We start from the raw sequence: 15,769 nt of genomic DNA, 5'->3' as shown, positions 1-15,769 counted from the left end.
TTTGGGGCTGCTTCGCGGCCCAACGGGGGCAAGCCCCCTCGCCACATGGTCCCCACTACACAGGGTTTTGAGTTTACAGGGTCAATGTCAGGCGGCTGACCAGCGCTCCCGGCAACACCGCCGAAGCCGTGGCCCGCTGGCTGTAGGTGCTAGGCGACAGAATCAGCTCACGCTCACGGGTCAGTGCTTCCAGCTGCGAACCGAGCAGGCTGTAGGCGCTGTCATCGAAGCGCATGGTGCTGACCGGTGCCTGAATCTCGCCGTTCTCGACCCAGAAGGTCGCGAAACGGGTCATGCCGGTCAAGCGTGCGGCCGGTTGGTCCGAGTAATTCAGGTACCACAGGTTGCTGATGTACAGGCCAGTGCCAAGCTGCTTGAGAATCTCGGCTTCAGGCAACGCACCGGCGGCCATGTTCAAAGCGCTTGGCGACTCACCGCCACCAGCACCATTGGCAGTCAGGCCATATTCGGCGGCGCTGCGCGAGCCCACCATCTGCTCGCCAGCCTTGCCCGCAACGATCAACCCGAGATCGCTGCGCGGGTAGCCTTCGCCGGAAAACGCCGGGCTCAGGGAACCACTGACTTTTTCATCCAGCGAGAGCAAGGGGCTGAAGGTGCTATCACCCGCGTAGAGTTTTTGCAGCGGGCTGCTTTTGCTGGCAATCGACTGCGCGGAGAAACCACCCCAGCAGAGCATGCCGACGATCTCTTCCAAAGCGGCTGGCGCCAGATAGGCGCGGTATTGACCCGGTGCCAACGTGCGCAGTGGCCGCCCCAAGAACTCCAGTTGCTCGCGGGCCTGCTGGAAGCGTTTGGCGAAACCTTCGCTGTTCCAGTCGTGCCCGGCGTAGCTGGCTTTCACCGCCTGGCCGTTGGCGTGGAACAGGCTGAAGTCGAAATTGAAGCTGTTGGCCTGATGCCAGCCAAAGGCGCCGGACGAACTGGCGAAACCCCGGCTGATCGGCCCGGCGGCGTAGAAGCCGACCAGATCGAGCCCTTCGGCGGCGCGGGCGATTTCGGCGACCACCTGCTCGGTGTCCGGCAACGGGTGATCCTGCACGTTCTTGCTCTGCCAGCCCGTGTGGTTGAGCAGCAGATACGGATCCTGCGGCAACAACGGCAGGGTCTCGCGCAGCTGTTGCAGACCTTCGGCCAGACGCTGAAGGTCGACCTCGGGATCACCGGCGAGGGTGATGTTCAGGTCTGCATGCCGACCGTCGTTGATCAGTTTGAAACCGACGCTGGCCTGCTGGACCTGGCCAGCCTGACGCACCTTGGCGTGGTTGAAGCGTACGAAGGCCGACGATTCGGCGGCGTAGCTCAAGGTGAATTGTTCAGGTTCGCGCAGGGCACCGCGCAACCAGGTCACCAGTCCTTTGAATTGCTCGACCTGACTCAACGTCGTACTCATCAGGCGTCTCCTCCAAACACATCAATGTTGCTGAACACGCAGGCCGGTGAGGCATGGCCGACGCGGATCACCTGGTTCGGTTCGCCTTTACCGCAGTTCGGCGTGCCCAGCACCTTGAAGGTGCTGGTGTCGCCAACGGCACTGAGGTTGCGCCAGAACTGCGCGGAAATGCCTCGGTAATTCGGGTTCTTCACCACGCCTTTGAGTTCGCCGTTTTCAATCAACTGGCCCCACTCGCAGCCGAACTGGAATTTATTCCGTGCGTCGTCAATTGACCATGAGCGGTTAGTCGACATCAGCACGCCGTGTTCAATGCCGCTGATCAGCTGTTCGAGCGACTGGTCGCCAGGCTCGATGTTGAGGTTGGCCATGCGGTCGATGGGCGGACGGTTCCAGCCGCAGGCGCGGCTGTTGGCGACGCCGTCGAGGCCTGCACGAAATTGCGACAGCGCACCACCCAGCGGACGAATCAACAAGCCTTCGTGGATCAGGAATTGTTTGCTCGCCGCCGTGCCATCGTCGTCATGACCATAGCTGGCGAGCTGCTCGGGAATGTCCGGGTCGAAGGTGACATTGAGCAGTTTGGAGCCGTATTGCAGGCTGCCGAAATCGCTGGGGTTGACGAAGCTGGTGCCGGCGTAATTGCGCTCGTCGCCGAGGATGCGGTCCAGTTCCAGCGGGTGGCCGATGGACTCGTGGATCTGCAGCATCATCTGGTCCGGCATCAGCAGCAGGTCGCGTTTGCCTTGCGGAGTGTTGGGTGCCAGCAGCAATTGCAGCGCCTGGTCGGCGACGTGCGGGCCGGCGCCAATCAGGCCGCAGCGGCTGATCACGTCCACGCCACCTTGCTGGCCGAAGTTTTCGCGGCCCAGGCTGCGGGTCTGGCTGTCGTTGCCGTCGTAGGCGGTGACGTCCAGCCCCGGGTAGACGAAACGTTGCGCCTGGCGCAATTCGGCGCCTGCGCTGTTGAGGTAGATCTGCTCGACATGGGTGATGCCGATGCTGACCTGCCAGTTCACCAGTCGCTCGTCTTTGGGCACGGCGGCGGATTCGGCGCCGAGCAGTTGGTAGCAATCGCTGAGGGACGGGAACGGTTGTGCAAGGTTCGGTGACAGGTAATCGGCGCGCTCGCTGGAAACCGGCTGCTGGCGCAGATCGAGCAGGGCGTGGGCGGCAATCGAGCGGGCCTGTCGTTCGGCGCGGTCGAGGGCGGCTTGCAGACCTGATGGCGACAGGTCGTTGGTCGCGGCATAGGCTTCGACGCCATTGACCCGAGCGGTCAGCATCGCGCCTTCGTCACGACTCAGGCTTGGAGGCTCGGCAACGTTTTTGCGTACCGACAGGTACTGACCCGACTCGCGCACATAGCGCAGCGAAAAAAACTCGGCGCCCGTGCGCAAGGCAGCGAAACGCTGCTTGAGCTGGGGGTGGAAATCGAACATGCGGGGACCTCCTTGTTATGGAGTGGCGGCGGATGGAACCACCCCTCACCCTAGCCCTCTCCCCAGAGGGGCGAGGGGACTGACCGTGGTGTACTCGCGAAATACTGCGACCTGAAAGATCCGGTCGAACTCAGGTTTTGAACAGTATGAAGATCAGCCCCCTCTCCCCCCTGGGGAGAGGGTTGGGGTGAGGGGGCGATCTCAAGCCTTACCTATTCAGACCGGGCAACCCTTGGCGCGCAATATGGCGTCGAAACGATCCGGGTCCAGCGTTCCGGCTTCGATAGCCGCAAGCGTAGCCTTTTCTCGCGCGAGCAGGTCATGGCAGCGCACCAACAGTTCCGGCAGTTCGCTGCGCGAGGCAGCTACCACGCCGTCACCGTCGCCAATCATCAGGTCACCGGGGGCAACCAGCATGCCGGCGCAGGAGATCGGTACGTTGATTTCGCCGCCACCGTCGGTGCTCGGGCCACGGTGTACGCCGCCGATGGCGTAGGCCGGCAGTTCACCGGTTTGCCACTCGTCTAGGTCACGCAGGGCGCCGTTGATCACCACACCGACGATCCCGGCCTTGAGGGCCATGGCGCGCATGATGCCGCCGAACACGGCGCGGGTCAGGTCGGCACTGCCGTCGATCACCAGCACATCGCCCGGGCGGGCCATCTGCATGGCTTTGAGAATCATCAGGTTGTCGCCGGGGCGCACGCGAACAGTCAGCGCACTGCCGAGCATCGGCGCATTGCCGTGGAAGGCTTTCAAACCCAGACCACCGACGTTGCGGCCCAGGCAGTCGCTGACAGCGGCGGCGGGGATCTTGCTGAATGCCTGAAGCCATTTCGGATCGAGGGGTTCTACGTTGGGATTGATCAGGTAGCCGGTGGGCCATTTGCTCGAAGACACGACATCAAACATGAGTAAGCCTCGTGGCCAGCCAGGTGGCGGCTTGTCGATGGGGGCGGGGGGTGAAACGTTTGCGCGGTGACTAGATTAGGCCCGCGCGGGGGGTGGGATCAAGGGTGAAGCGGGTGTGCAGCAGGAAGGTGTTGATGCGGATCATTCCCACGCTCTGCGTGGGAATGCCGCCCGGGACGCTCCGCGTCCCTTTGCAGGCGTGACGCGGAGCGTCACAGGATGCATTCCCACGCGGAGCGTGGGAACGATCAGTGTGGTGTTACTGCGCGGTAGGGCCCACTTCGCGCAACGGCTTGCCACGTACCGGGGCGTCGCCCGCGACGTAGTACTTGGCCTTGCTGCGTGGCAATGGCTGACGACCACGGATCTTGTCGGCGATTTTCTCGGCGATCATGATCGTTGGTGCGTTCAGGTTACCGGTGGTGATCAGCGGCATGATCGAGGCATCGACCACACGCAGGCCCTGCATCCCGTGGACGCGACCCTGGCCATCGACCACGGCCATCTCGTCGGTGCCCATTTTGCACGAGCAGGACGGGTGGAACGCGGTTTCGGCGTGTTCACGGATGAACTTGTCGAGTTGCTCGTCGGTTTGCACCTCGATACCTGGGCTCAGCTCGCGACCACGGAACGCGTCGAGTGCCGGCTGCTGCATGATTTCACGGGTCAGGCGGATGCCGTCACGGAATTCCTGCCAGTCTTGCTCGGTGGCCATGTAGTTGAACAGGATGCTCGGGTGCTGGCGCGGATCCTTGGATTTGACCTGGATGCGGCCGCGGCTTGGCGAGCGCATGGAACCCATGTGCGCCTGGAAACCGTGCTCTTTCACACCGTTGCTGCCGTTGTAGTTAATCGCCACCGGCAGGAAGTGGTACTGAATGTTCGGCCATTCGAAGTCTGGACGCGTACGGATAAAACCGCCGGCCTCGAACTGGTTGCTGGCGCCGATACCGGTGCCATTGAACAGCCACTCGGCACCAATGGCCGGCTGGTTGTACCAGAGCAGCGACGGGTACAGCGAAACCGGCTGGGTGCACGCGTATTGCAGGTACAGCTCCAGGTGGTCCTGCAGGTTCTCGCCGACGCCTGGCAAATCGTGAACCACCGGAATGTCGAGGCTCTTGAGCAGCTTGGCCGGGCCGACGCCGGAGCGTTGGAGGATTTGCGGCGAAGCAATCGCGCCGCTGCACAGCAACACTTCTTTGCGTGCACGGGCTTCAACAGGTTCTTCGGCGCTGCCCACCAGGTAACGTACGCCGACCGCACGCTTGCCTTCGAACAGAATCCTGTCGGTCAGGGCGTGGGTGACGATGTTCAGGGTCGAACGCTTTTTGGCGATGTCCAGGTAGCCGCGCGCGGTGCTGGAGCGACGGCCCTTAGGCGTCACGGTACGGTCCATCGGACCGAAACCTTCCTGCTGATAGCCGTTCAGGTCGGAAGTCGCGGGGTAACCGGCTTGTACGCCTGCTTCAACCATCGCGTGGAACAGCGGGTTGTTGCCGGCTTTAGGCGTGGTCACGCTGACCGGGCCTTCGCCACCGTGGTAGTCGTTCGGGCCGATGTCGCGGGTTTCCGCTTTGCGGAAATACGGCAGGCAGTCCAGGTAGCTCCAGTCTTCCAGGCCAGGGTTTTTCGCCCAGCCGTCGTAGTCCATGGCGTTACCGCGGATGTAGCACATGCCGTTGATCAGCGAAGAACCGCCCAGGCCCTTGCCGCGACCGCATTCCATTCGGCGGCCGTCCATGTGTGGCTCCGGATCGGTCTCGTAGGCCCAGTTGTAGCGACGGCCTTGCAGCGGGAACGCCAGTGCCGCAGGCATTTGCGTGCGGAAGTCGAAACGGTAGTCCGGGCCGCCGGCTTCGAGCAGCAGGACGGTGACGCCTGCGTCTTCAGTCAGACGGGTCGCCAGGGTGTTACCGGCAGAGCCGGCCCCGATGATGATGTAGTCGTATTCGTGGGACATTGAATGCACCCTCTTGAAATGTGGTCAGGTCGCGAGCCCGGCGCCACCCAATTGTGGCGAGGGAGCTTGCTCCCGCTCGGCTGCGCAGCAGTCGCAAAATCAGCGACTGTGGTTTGTCTGAAAAAACACAGTGCCTGGGTTGGGGCCGCTTTGCGGCCCAGCGGGAGCAAGCTCCCTCGCCACAAAAGGCCCCAGCCACAGGTTGTGCGTCAGATCAGAAAACCGAGGCGTAGTCGCCCAGCTCGACCTGTACCGATTTGATGCGGGTGAAGTTGTTCAGCGAGCTGATGCCGTTCTCACGGCCCACGCCCGACTGCTTGTAGCCGCCGACCGGCATCTTGGCGTCGGACTCGCCCCAGGCGTTGATCCAGCAGATACCGGCTTCCAGTTGATGGATCACGCGGTGAGCACGGTTCAGATCCTTGGTGACGACGCCAGCGGCCAGGCCGAACTCGGTGTCGTTGGCGCGGCGGATCACTTCTTCTTCGGTATCAAAGGTGAGGATGCTCATCACCGGGCCAAAGATTTCTTCACGAACGATGGTCATCTCGTCGGTGCAGTCGGTGAATACGGTCGGGGCCACGAACGCGCCTTTGGCGAATTCGCCTTCGGTCAGACGATCACCGCCGCACAGCAGGCGCGCACCTTCTTCCTTACCTTTGGCGATGTAGCCCAGCACGCTTTCCATGTGGGCGAAGCTGACCAGCGGGCCGAAGTTGGTGTTTTCGTCTTGCGGGTTGCCGACGCGGATGCGCGCAACGCGTTCTACGATCTTGGCTTCGAAAGCGGCTTTCAAGTGGCTCGGTACGAACACGCGAGTGCCGTTGGTGCAGACCTGGCCGGAGCTGTAGAAGTTGGCCATCATCGCGGTGTCGGCGGCGCGATCGAGGTCGGCGTCGTCGAAAATGATCAGCGGGGATTTGCCGCCCAGTTCCATGGTCACGTCTTTCAAGGACGAGCCGGAAGCGCTGGCCATGACCTTCTTGCCGGTGTCGGTGCCGCCGGTGAAGGAGATTTTTTCGATACGTGGGTGCTCGGTCAGCCAGGTGCCGACTTCACGGCCGCTGCCGGTCAGAACGTTGAACACACCTGCTGGCAGGCCTGCTTCGGTGTAGATCTCAGCCAGTTTCAAGGTGGTCAGGGAAGTGACTTCGCTCGGCTTGAAGATCATCGCGTTACCGGCCGCCAGGGCTGGAGCGGATTTCCACAGGGCGATCTGGATCGGGTAGTTCCACGCGCCGATACCGGCCACGATGCCCAGAGGCTCGCGACGGGTGTAAACGAACGAGGTGGTGCGCAGCGGGATTTGTTCGCCTTCGATGGCTGGTACCAGGCCTGCATAGTATTCCAGTACGTCAGCGCCGGTAACGATGTCGACGTAGCGGGTTTCGGAGTACGCCTTGCCGGTGTCCAGGGTTTCCAGTGCGGCCAGTTCATCGTTGCGCTCGCGCAGGATTTCAACGGCACGGCGAAGGATGCGCGAACGCTCCATGGCGGTCATCGCGGCCCAGATTTTCTGGCCCTTTTCGGCGCTGACGACAGCGCGCTCGACGTCGGCGAAGGTTGCACGTTGCACTGTGGCGAGAACTTCTCCGTTAGCCGGGTTGATGGCTTCGAAGGTGGCGTCGCCGCTGGCGTCGGAGTAACCGCCGTCGATGTAAAGTTTTTGCAGTTCGAAACGGGCCATAAAGTCCTCGCAAGTGCATTAGTTATTGGCGTTAGCCACTGGACGTGCCGTAAAACCTGGGCACGTTGATCAGTCGCCGTTCAGGGGCCGAGCGGTTATGTGTGCTCTAGCAGCTCCTGCTTAGCCAGTTGGATATCCATATATTCGTAAGCGATTCGTTGCGCCTGCTCGGTGTCGAAAGCGTCTCCCGACAGCGCGCCGCGCAACCACAAACCGTCAATCAGAGCCGCCAGCCCACGTGCTGCGCTGCGTGCCTGATCAAGCGGCAGCACTCGGCGGAACTCGCAGCACAGGTTGGAATACAGGCGGTGATCGTTGATCCGCTGCAACCTGTGTAAAGACGGTTGGTGCATGCTGGTTGCCCAGAAGGCCAACCAGGTTTTCATTGCCGGGCCATTGACCTGGCTGGCGTCGAAGTTGCCTTCGATAATCACCTGAAGATGAGCCCGCGGGCTGTTATCTCCCAGCGCCAGGCGGCGCGCGGTGACGTTCTCGCTGAGGACGCTCATCAGATACCGCATCGTGGCGGCGATCAGGCCATTCTTGTCCTGAAAATAGTGACTGATGATGCCATTCGAGACACCGGCCAAACGGGCGATCAGCGCAATGCTGGCGTCCCCCATCCCGACCCGATCGACGGCCTGCAATGTGGCTTCGATCAACTGCTGACGGCGGATGGGTTGCATACCGACCTTGGGCATCTTGCACATCTCCTTAGGCCTCCCGGTGGGCGAAAAACGGCTACCGGATTGAGGGCCAGTCTATTTTGTTTTGATTGAACGTTCAATCAACAAAGAATAAGATCTGCGACAAATCGTCGCTGCCTACAGGTTTTTCCTACATGTGGTTGGCGGAAAAACGACATCCGAAAAATGCTCGAAACCCGCACGGGGCATGCTGCGAACCGATTTCAATGGACGCGTTGTATGGGCAAGACGCTCAGGGTCATGCGCTGCGTCATGTACGCGCGCGCGATCATCGAGGTCGGTTTTCAACACGGCTGCCGCGGTTTCGGGCTTTTTTCGGGGTGTCTTTATATCACCCGCAGGTCGGCTGCCAACTAACCGATTGGTCGGGTACTGCTTTGCCTTGTGTCTTTCTCTCGCACTGCCTGGAGCATCTGTGCAATGAGTTCTGCCTCTCTTATAAAGACCCCACCCGATAAGGTGACGGTCAACGGTTGGGTGTTCTACACCTCGACCGCATTGATCCTGCTGCTGACCGCCATCCTCATCGCCGCGCCGCAAGAAGCCGGGAGAATGCTGGGGATCGCTCAGGCCTGGTTGTCGCGCAGCTTCGGCTGGTACTACATGGTGGTGATCGCCGCCTATCTGGTATTCGTCGTCGGCCTGGCGTTTTCGTCCTACGGCAAGCTCAAACTGGGCAGCAAGGACGACACCCCGGACTTCAGCTATGGCGCCTGGGCCGGGATGCTGTTCTCGTCCGGCATCGGCATTTCGCTGCTGTACTTCGGTGCTTCCGAACCGTTGGATCACTACTTCAATCCGCCGGAAGGCGTGGCCGGCAGCAACCTGGCGGCACGTCAGGCGGTGCAGCTGACGTTCTTGCATTGGGGCCTGCATGGCTGGGCGATCTACGCCTTGGTCGGCTTGGCCGTGGCGTACTTTGCGTACCGTCATAACCAGCCGCTGGCGTTGCGTTCGGCGCTGTATCCGCTGGTGGGCGAGCGTTGGGTCAAAGGCGCGGCCGGTCATGCGGTGGACGGTTTTGGTATGTTCGTGACCCTGTTGGGTCTGGTGACCAACCTGGGGATTGGTTCGCTGCAAGTGTCGTCGGGTCTTGAGAACCTGTTCGGCATGGAGCACAGCAACACCAACCTGCTGATCGTGATCATCGTGATGAGCACCGTGGCGACCATCGCTGCCGTGTCGGGCGTGGAAAACGGCATCCGCCGTCTGTCCAACCTGAACATCGTGTTGTTCAGCGGCCTGCTGATTTTCGTCCTGCTGTTCGGCCCGACCCTGCACCTGCTCAACGGCTTCGTGCAGAACATCGGCGACTACCTGAACGGCGTGGTGCTGAAAACCTTCGACCTGTACGTGTACGAAGCCGACAACGCCAAATCCGAGCGTTGGTTGGGCCTGTGGACCCTGTTCTACTGGGCCTGGTGGATTTCCTGGGCACCATTCGTAGGCATGTTTATCGCGCGTATTTCTCGCGGTCGTACCGTGCGTGAATTGGTGGCCGGCGTGCTGCTGATTCCGCTGGGCTTCACCTTGGCCTGGTTGTCGATCTTCGGTAACTCGGCGCTGGATCTGGTGATGAACCACGGGGCGGTGGAGCTTGGGAAGACGGCGCTGGAACAGCCGTCCATGGCGATCTATCAGCTGCTTGAGCACTACCCGGCGTCGAAGGTCGTGATCGGCGTGTCGATTTTTGTCGGCTTCGTGTTGTTCCTGACCCCGGCCGACTCTGGCGCGGTGATGATGGCGAACCTGTCCTGCAAGGGCGGCAACGTCGACGAAGACGCGCCGCACTGGCTGCGGATCTTCTGGTCGGTGGTGATCACGCTGGTGACCATTGGCCTGCTGTTCGCCGGTAACTTCGAAGCCATGCAAACCATGGTGGTGCTGGCCGGTCTGCCGTTCTCGGTGGTGTTGGTGTTCTTCATGTTCGGCTTGCACAAGGCCATGCGCCAGGACGTGCAGATCGAGCAGGAACAAGCCGAACTGGCGGCGCGTGGTCGTCGTGGTTTCAGCGAGCGTTTGACCCAGCTGGACCTGCAACCGAGCCAGTCGATCGTTCAGCGCTTCATGGACAAACACGTCAGCCCGGCGCTGGAAGATGCGGCGGCGCAATTGCGTACTCAGGGTCTGGATGTGCAAACGTTGCTGGGTAAAGCCAAGCGTTGCATGGGCGTGCGGATCGAGATGGAAGAGGGCAATCCGTTTGTCTACGAAGTGAGCCTGGACGGCTATCTGGCAGCGCCAAGCGAGTCGCCGAACCCGGATGAAGCGCGCACGCGTTACTACCGCGCCGAGGTGTACCTGCACAACGGCAGCCAGGAGTACGACTTGATGGGCTTCACTCAGGATCAGATCACCCGTGATGTGCTCGATCAGTTTGAAAGCCATCGGCAGCTCCTGGGCCGTGTTTACAGCTAAGACTTAAGTGACGCGGTGCACCCCAGCTGCACCGAAGCACCCTTGTGGCGAGGGAGCTTGCTCCCGTTCGACTGCGTAGCAGTCGTAAATCCGGATTACGCGATGCATCTGAACTACCGCGATGTCTGGTTTTGGGGCCGCTGCGCGACCCAACGGGGGCAAGCCCCCTCGCCACAGTAATCGGTGTTTGCAGTCCAACTGTTGCACTAACAAAAACGCCGCGATCCTCGCGGCGTTTTTGTGTCTGCTGTCTTACCCCAGGTTCTTGCCGAGCAGCGCGTGGTACAGCTCGCTGTCGCCGAGAATCCCCACCACTTTATTGTTGTCGTGCAGCACCAGCTTGTTGCCGGTCTGATAACGAATCTGCAGCGCGTCGCGCATGCCGATGTTCGAATCCACCAGCGTTGGGCGACGGCCCAGGCCTTCCACCGCTTGCCCCGGTACCCAGTTCTGCAGGTCCAGGCTTGAACCGTTCTGGCGTGCACCCTTGATGGTGTTGCCTTCGGCCAGGTCCAGCCACGAATCGCCGCCCGGATCCAGGCATACCGAGCCGTTGATGCGTTTGCAGTTGTCCAGCGTGCGCATCAGGCTGCGACCGCACAGTACGTTCAACGGGTTGGTGTGCGCGACGAAGGTCCGCACGTAGTCATCGGCCGGATTGAGGACGATTTCTTCAGGCTTGCTGTACTGGATGATCCGGCCGTCTTTCATGATTGCGATACGGCTGCCGAGTTTCAGCGCTTCATCGAGGTCGTGACTGACGAAGACGATGGTCTTGTGCAGCTTGCGTTGCAGTTCCAGCAGTTCATCTTGCAGGCCCTGGCGAATCAGCGGGTCGAGTGCCGAGAAGGGTTCGTCCATCAGCAGAATGTCGGCGTCCATCGCCAGCGCGCGGGCCAGGCCCACACGTTGCTGCATGCCGCCGGAGAGTTCGTCGGGCTTTTTGTTGCGCCATTGGGTCAGGCCCACCAGTTCGAGCTTGTCATCGACCAGCTGGCGACGTTCCTTCTCGGGACGACCCTGCATTTCGAGGCCGAAGCTGATGTTCTCGCGCACCGTCAGCCAAGGCATCAGGGCGAACTTCTGGAACACCATGGCGATGCGTTTGGTGCGCATCATTTTCAGCTCGGCCGGGGTGCAGGAGGCGATGTCGATCTGCCGGCCTTCATGCTCAACGAACAGCTTGCCACGGCTGACCGTGTTCAAGCCGTTGATGCAGCGCAGCAGGCTGGATTTGCCGGAGCCGGAGAGGCCCATCAGCACGCAGATTTCGCCTTTCTCGATGTCCAGGCTGGCTTTTTCAACGCCAACGATTTGCCCGGTTTTTTTCAGGATCTGGTCGCGGGTCATGCCCTGGTCGAGCAGTTTCAGGGCTTCACGCGGGTCTTTGGAGAAGATCACGTCGACCTTGTCGAACCGAATTATGCTCATGCGTCACCCCTTACTACTTTAGCGTCGGGTTGTTTGCAGATACGGTCGAGCATGATCGCCAGCAGTACGATCGCCAACCCGGCTTCGAAGCCCAGGGCGATATCAGCAGTGTTCAGTGCGTTGACCACGGGTTTGCCCAGACCGTCGGCGCCCACCAGTGCCGCGATCACCACCATCGACAACGACAGCATGATGCACTGGGTGATACCGGCCGCGATGCTTGGCATGGCGTAGGGCAGTTCAATACGCGAGAGCAACTGACGGCGCGAGCAGCCAAAGGCCTTGCCGGCGTCCATCAGTTCTTGCGGCACATCGCGGATGCCCAGGTAGGTCAGACGGATAGGCGCGGCAATCGCGAACACTACCGTTGAAATCAGACCCGGGACCACACCGAGACCGAACAGGGTCAGGGTAGGAATGAGGTACACGAACGTCGGTACGGTCTGCATCAGATCGAGCACCGGACGCATCAGCGTGTAGAACATCGGTTTGTGCGCGGCGACGATGCCCAACGGCACGCCAATGATCACGCAGACGAAGGTGGCGAACAGCACCTGGGCGAGGGTTTCCATGGTTTCCTGCCAGTAACCCAGATTGAGGATCAGCAGGAAGGAGGCGATGACGAAAGCGGTCAGGCCCCATTTGCGTTGAATGAAGTGAGCCAGCAATGCGATCAATCCGATCAGTGCCAGCGGGTTGAACCAGGTCAGCGCAAACGTCACGCCGTGGATCATCGTTTCCAGTGTCGTGGCGATCGCATCGAATGTGCTGGCGCCGTGTTGCGTCAACCATTCAACGAAGGCAGCGATGTACTGGCCTAAAGGGATTTTCTGATCAATCAGCATGGTAGTGAACGTCCGCATGCGAGGAAAAAAACAGCCCGGGCGAGCGAACTCGCCCGGCGTCAACAATTACTGTGCAAGCTTGGCTTTCACGGCTTCCAGGCCAGGTTTACCGTCAATGGTGGTCACGCCAGCGAGCCAGGTAGTGAGTACCTGTGGGTTCTTTTTCAGCCAGGCCTTGGCGGCGGCTTCAGGCTTCATCTTGTCGTCCAGGATGTTGCCCATCAGCGAGCTTTCCATGTCCACGGTGAACTCCAGATTTTTCAGCAACTGGCCAACGTTGCTGCATTCCTGGGTGTAGCCCTTGCGGGTGTTGGTCAGGACTGTCGCCGCACCGAAATCCGGGCCGAAATAGTCGTCACCACCGGTGAGGTACTGGATCTTGAAGCGCTTGTTCATCGGGTGCGGTGCCCAACCCAGGAACACCACGGCGGTATCGCGCTTCTGAGCGCGGTCGACTTGCGAGAGCATGCCGGCTTCACTGGATTCGACCACTTTGAAACCAGCGTCTTTGAGGCCGAAGGCGTTCTTGTCGATCATACTCTGGATCAGGCGGTTGCCATCGTTACCCGGCTCGATGCCATAGATTTTGCCGTCGAGTTCTTTCTTGAATTTGGTTATATCGGCGAAGTCATGCAGGCCTTTGTCGTAAAGCGCTTGCGGCACCGCCAGGGTGTACTTGGCGCCCTTGAGGTTAGTGCGCACGGTTTCCACGGTGCCTGCATCACGGTAGGCCTTGATGTCGTTTTCCATGGTCGGCATCCAGTTGCCGAGGAACACGTCCATGTTCTTGCCGTCGGCCAGGGACTTGTAGGTCACCGGTACGGAAATCATGGTGGTCTTGGTCTTGTAGCCCAACGCGTCGAGCACGACGCTGGTGGTCGCCGTTGTGGCGGTGATGTCGGTCCAGCCGACATCGGAGAAGTTTACGGTGCTGCACTGTGCCGGTTCTGTGGCGTGAGCCAGAAGCGGCAGACTCAGCATGGCGGCCAACAACAACGACGGGGAACCTATTTTCATGGGTGGACTCCTGAGTGTTTTTTTTGGCGGTGTTCTGACCGCACTTATGAGTGTTGCGGTTGGTGGGCGTGTGACGATTGCTCTGCCACGGCGCCGTGCAATCGAGTCGAGACTGATCATGGACCAGTGAATTTCTGACGCCTACAGGGTGCGTCGTATCCAGTACAGGGATGGTCGCATCCAGTGTCGGTGAGGTCGTTTACAGCTTTATTCAGCGCTTTTTAGTCCTCTGAACTGTAAAAAAACGGCCAAAACATGCCGTCTGCGGCCAGCGGCGTTGGTGAGCATGGGTACGTCGGTGTGAGACGTCGAACGACATCACAAAAGCCCGATGATGCGGGTATCTCGGCGGATCGCAGCTTGAGCGTAGCAGCTCCGTCACCGGGTGCTTTGACGCCTGGAATCTGCTCATCGAGGAGTCTCGCACGTCATGGCTATCAGTGTTTTCGACCTGTTCAAAATCGGTATTGGCCCCTCTAGTTCGCACACTGTGGGGCCTATGCGCGCTGCGGCGTTGTTCGTCGAATCGTTGCGCGAGAAGGGGCTGCTGGAGCAGGTGCACCGGATTGAGGTCCAGCTGTTCGGTTCGTTGTCGGCTACCGGCATCGGTCACGGCAGCGACAATGCGGTGATCATGGGCTTGATGGGCGAATGGCCGGACGCGATTGACCCGTCGCAAATTGGCATTCGCATCGACACCTTGCGTGAAACCCACACCCTGTTGCTCGACGGTCGCTTGCCGGTGCCCTTCATCTGGGCGCGGGACATGCGCCTGATCGATGAGAACCTGCCATTCCATCCCAATGCGATGACCCTGGTGGCTGAAGGCGAAAACGCTGAGTTGCACCGCGACACCTACTATTCAGTCGGCGGTGGCTTTGTCGTTGATGAGGCGCAGGCTTCAAGCGGCGTGGTCGATCTGGATAGCACCGTGTTGCCTTACGATTTTTCCAGCGCAGCGGAGCTGCTTGCCCTGTGCAAGAAACACAACTTGCGCGTCGCCGAGTTGATGATGGCGAACGAAAAGGTCTGGCGTTCGGAAGAGGAAATCCGCAGCGGCCTGATGAAACTCTGGCGTGCCATGCAGGACTGCGTCGAGCAGGGCCTCAAGCACGAAGGCATCCTGCCTGGTGGCCTGAATGTGCGCCGCCGCGCCGCTAAATTGCATCGCAGCCTGCAAGAGCTGAACAAGCCCAACGTGATCGGCTCGACGTTGAGCGCCATGGAGTGGGTCAACCTGTTCGCCCTCGCGGTCAATGAAGAAAATGCGGCAGGCGGGCGGATGGTCACGGCACCGACTAACGGCGCGGCCGGGATTATCCCGGCGGTGTTGCACTACTTCATGAAGTTCAGCGAGGTGGTGACGGACGCTAACGTCGTCGACTATTTCCTCGGTGCAGCAGCGGTCGGGATACTGTGTAAAAAGAACGCCTCGATTTCCGGCGCTGAAGTCGGCTGCCAGGGCGAAGTCGGTTCGGCTTGCGCGATGGCGGCGGCCGGGTTGGCGGAGATTCTTGGGGCGACGCCGGAGCAACTCTGCAACGCGGCGGAAATCGGTCTGGAGCACAACCTTGGCCTGACGTGCGACCCGGTCGGCGGACTGGTGCAGGTGCCGTGCATCGAGCGCAATGCGATTGCCGCGGTGAAGGCGATCAATGCGGCGCAAATGGCCTTGCGCGGTGACGGTCAGCACTTCATCTCGCTGGACCGGGTGATCCGCACCATGCGCGATACCGGCGCCGACATGCACGATAAATACAAAGAGACATCGCGCGGTGGGTTGGCGGTCAGCGCGGTTGAGTGCTGAGACCGCAGAGCCCTGTGGCGAGGGAGCTTGCTCCCGCTGGGGCGCGAAGCGGCCCTGAATCTTTACGACTGCTGCGCAGCCGAGCGGGAGCAAGCTCCCTCGCCACAGTGGACCAGTCAAAACTGCGCG

Annotated in this window: 12 protein-coding genes; 3 read left to right on the top strand and 9 right to left on the bottom strand. The window is 60.7% G+C overall.

The window, feature by feature from the left end; all coding sequences use genetic code 11:
- Nucleotides 1–73 precede the first annotated feature (73 nt).
- From KRR23_RS20225 to betI, 6 genes are all read right to left on the bottom strand, one after another.
- A complete protein-coding gene (locus tag KRR23_RS20225; protein ID WP_216743943.1) occupies nt 74–1,411 on the bottom strand; it encodes a TldD/PmbA family protein in 1,338 nt (445 codons plus the stop codon).
- Nucleotides 1,411–2,853 (bottom strand): TldD/PmbA family protein, encoded by a 1,443-nt coding sequence (locus tag KRR23_RS20220; RefSeq protein ID WP_216743942.1) that lies wholly within the window; start codon nt 2,851–2,853, stop codon nt 1,411–1,413. Before KRR23_RS20220 ends, KRR23_RS20225 begins: the two co-directional genes overlap by 1 nt.
- Before the next feature lie 216 nt (nt 2,854–3,069).
- Nucleotides 3,070–3,765, bottom strand: a complete 696-nt coding sequence (locus KRR23_RS20215; RefSeq protein ID WP_071552994.1) for an RraA family protein — start codon at nt 3,763–3,765, stop codon at nt 3,070–3,072.
- A 259-nt stretch (nt 3,766–4,024) separates the two neighbouring features.
- Entirely contained in the window at nt 4,025–5,728 is a 1,704-nt protein-coding gene (betA, locus tag KRR23_RS20210; protein ID WP_216743941.1) for a choline dehydrogenase, read from the bottom strand.
- A 214-nt stretch (nt 5,729–5,942) separates the two neighbouring features.
- Nucleotides 5,943–7,415: a betaine-aldehyde dehydrogenase gene (gene betB / locus KRR23_RS20205; RefSeq protein ID WP_216743940.1), complete on the bottom strand. Its 1,473-nt coding sequence runs from the start codon at nt 7,413–7,415 to the stop codon at nt 5,943–5,945.
- Between the two features lie 95 nt (nt 7,416–7,510).
- The gene (gene betI, locus KRR23_RS20200; RefSeq protein ID WP_216743939.1) at nt 7,511–8,116 is read right to left on the bottom strand and encodes a transcriptional regulator BetI; all 606 of its coding nucleotides are present in this window, start codon (nt 8,114–8,116) and stop codon (nt 7,511–7,513) included.
- A 225-nt stretch (nt 8,117–8,341) separates the two neighbouring features.
- Between betI and KRR23_RS20195 the strand changes: the two genes are divergently transcribed.
- Nucleotides 8,342–8,479 carry a hypothetical protein gene (locus tag KRR23_RS20195; protein WP_185019776.1) on the top strand — a complete coding sequence of 46 codons (138 nt, stop codon included), beginning with the start codon at nt 8,342–8,344 and terminating at the stop codon, nt 8,477–8,479.
- 120 nt (nt 8,480–8,599) lie between these two features.
- Nucleotides 8,600–10,540, top strand: coding sequence for a BCCT family transporter (locus KRR23_RS20190; protein WP_367880660.1), 1,941 nt, complete (start codon nt 8,600–8,602; stop codon nt 10,538–10,540).
- 252 nt (nt 10,541–10,792) lie between these two features.
- Here KRR23_RS20190 and choV read toward each other — a convergent pair whose 3' ends face one another.
- From choV to KRR23_RS20175, 3 genes are all read right to left on the bottom strand, one after another.
- Nucleotides 10,793–11,971 (bottom strand): choline ABC transporter ATP-binding protein, encoded by a 1,179-nt coding sequence (choV, locus tag KRR23_RS20185; protein ID WP_216743937.1) that lies wholly within the window; start codon nt 11,969–11,971, stop codon nt 10,793–10,795.
- Nucleotides 11,968–12,816 carry a choline ABC transporter permease subunit gene (choW, locus tag KRR23_RS20180; protein WP_123581397.1) on the bottom strand — a complete coding sequence of 283 codons (849 nt, stop codon included), beginning with the start codon at nt 12,814–12,816 and terminating at the stop codon, nt 11,968–11,970. Before choW ends, choV begins: the two co-directional genes overlap by 4 nt.
- Nucleotides 12,817–12,882: 66 nt before the next feature.
- Nucleotides 12,883–13,833 (bottom strand): choline ABC transporter substrate-binding protein, encoded by a 951-nt coding sequence (locus KRR23_RS20175; RefSeq protein WP_216743936.1) that lies wholly within the window; start codon nt 13,831–13,833, stop codon nt 12,883–12,885.
- Nucleotides 13,834–14,263: 430 nt separating this feature from the next.
- On the opposite strand from KRR23_RS20175, the gene KRR23_RS20170 reads away from it, so the two are divergent.
- Nucleotides 14,264–15,640 carry an L-serine ammonia-lyase gene (locus tag KRR23_RS20170; RefSeq protein WP_216743935.1) on the top strand — a complete coding sequence of 459 codons (1,377 nt, stop codon included), beginning with the start codon at nt 14,264–14,266 and terminating at the stop codon, nt 15,638–15,640.
- Nucleotides 15,641–15,769 lie beyond the last annotated feature (129 nt).

Source organism: Pseudomonas sp. CVAP#3 (genome assembly GCF_018986375.1).
Taxonomy (GTDB): Bacteria; Pseudomonadota; Gammaproteobacteria; order Pseudomonadales; family Pseudomonadaceae; genus Aquipseudomonas; species Aquipseudomonas helvetica.
This window is presented reverse-complemented; position numbering and strand designations above follow the sequence as displayed.

What these genes read in the sequence shown, in the direction of transcription:
- KRR23_RS20170 (WP_216743935.1), top strand. Translation starts at nt 14,264, where the DNA reads ATGGCTATCAGTGTTTTCGACCTGTTCAAAATCGGTATTGGCCCCTCT.
- choW (WP_123581397.1), bottom strand. Translation starts at nt 12,816, where the DNA reads ATGCTGATTGATCAGAAAATCCCTTTAGGCCAGTACATCGCTGCCTTC.
- betB (WP_216743940.1), bottom strand. Translation starts at nt 7,415, where the DNA reads ATGGCCCGTTTCGAACTGCAAAAACTTTACATCGACGGCGGTTACTCC.
- betI (WP_216743939.1), bottom strand. Translation starts at nt 8,116, where the DNA reads ATGCCCAAGGTCGGTATGCAACCCATCCGCCGTCAGCAGTTGATCGAA.
- KRR23_RS20195 (WP_185019776.1), top strand. Translation starts at nt 8,342, where the DNA reads ATGGGCAAGACGCTCAGGGTCATGCGCTGCGTCATGTACGCGCGCGCG.
- KRR23_RS20225 (WP_216743943.1), bottom strand. Translation starts at nt 1,411, where the DNA reads ATGAGTACGACGTTGAGTCAGGTCGAGCAATTCAAAGGACTGGTGACC.
- KRR23_RS20220 (WP_216743942.1), bottom strand. Translation starts at nt 2,853, where the DNA reads ATGTTCGATTTCCACCCCCAGCTCAAGCAGCGTTTCGCTGCCTTGCGC.
- choV (WP_216743937.1), bottom strand. Translation starts at nt 11,971, where the DNA reads ATGAGCATAATTCGGTTCGACAAGGTCGACGTGATCTTCTCCAAAGAC.
- KRR23_RS20215 (WP_071552994.1), bottom strand. Translation starts at nt 3,765, where the DNA reads ATGTTTGATGTCGTGTCTTCGAGCAAATGGCCCACCGGCTACCTGATC.
- betA (WP_216743941.1), bottom strand. Translation starts at nt 5,728, where the DNA reads ATGTCCCACGAATACGACTACATCATCATCGGGGCCGGCTCTGCCGGT.
- KRR23_RS20175 (WP_216743936.1), bottom strand. Translation starts at nt 13,833, where the DNA reads ATGAAAATAGGTTCCCCGTCGTTGTTGTTGGCCGCCATGCTGAGTCTG.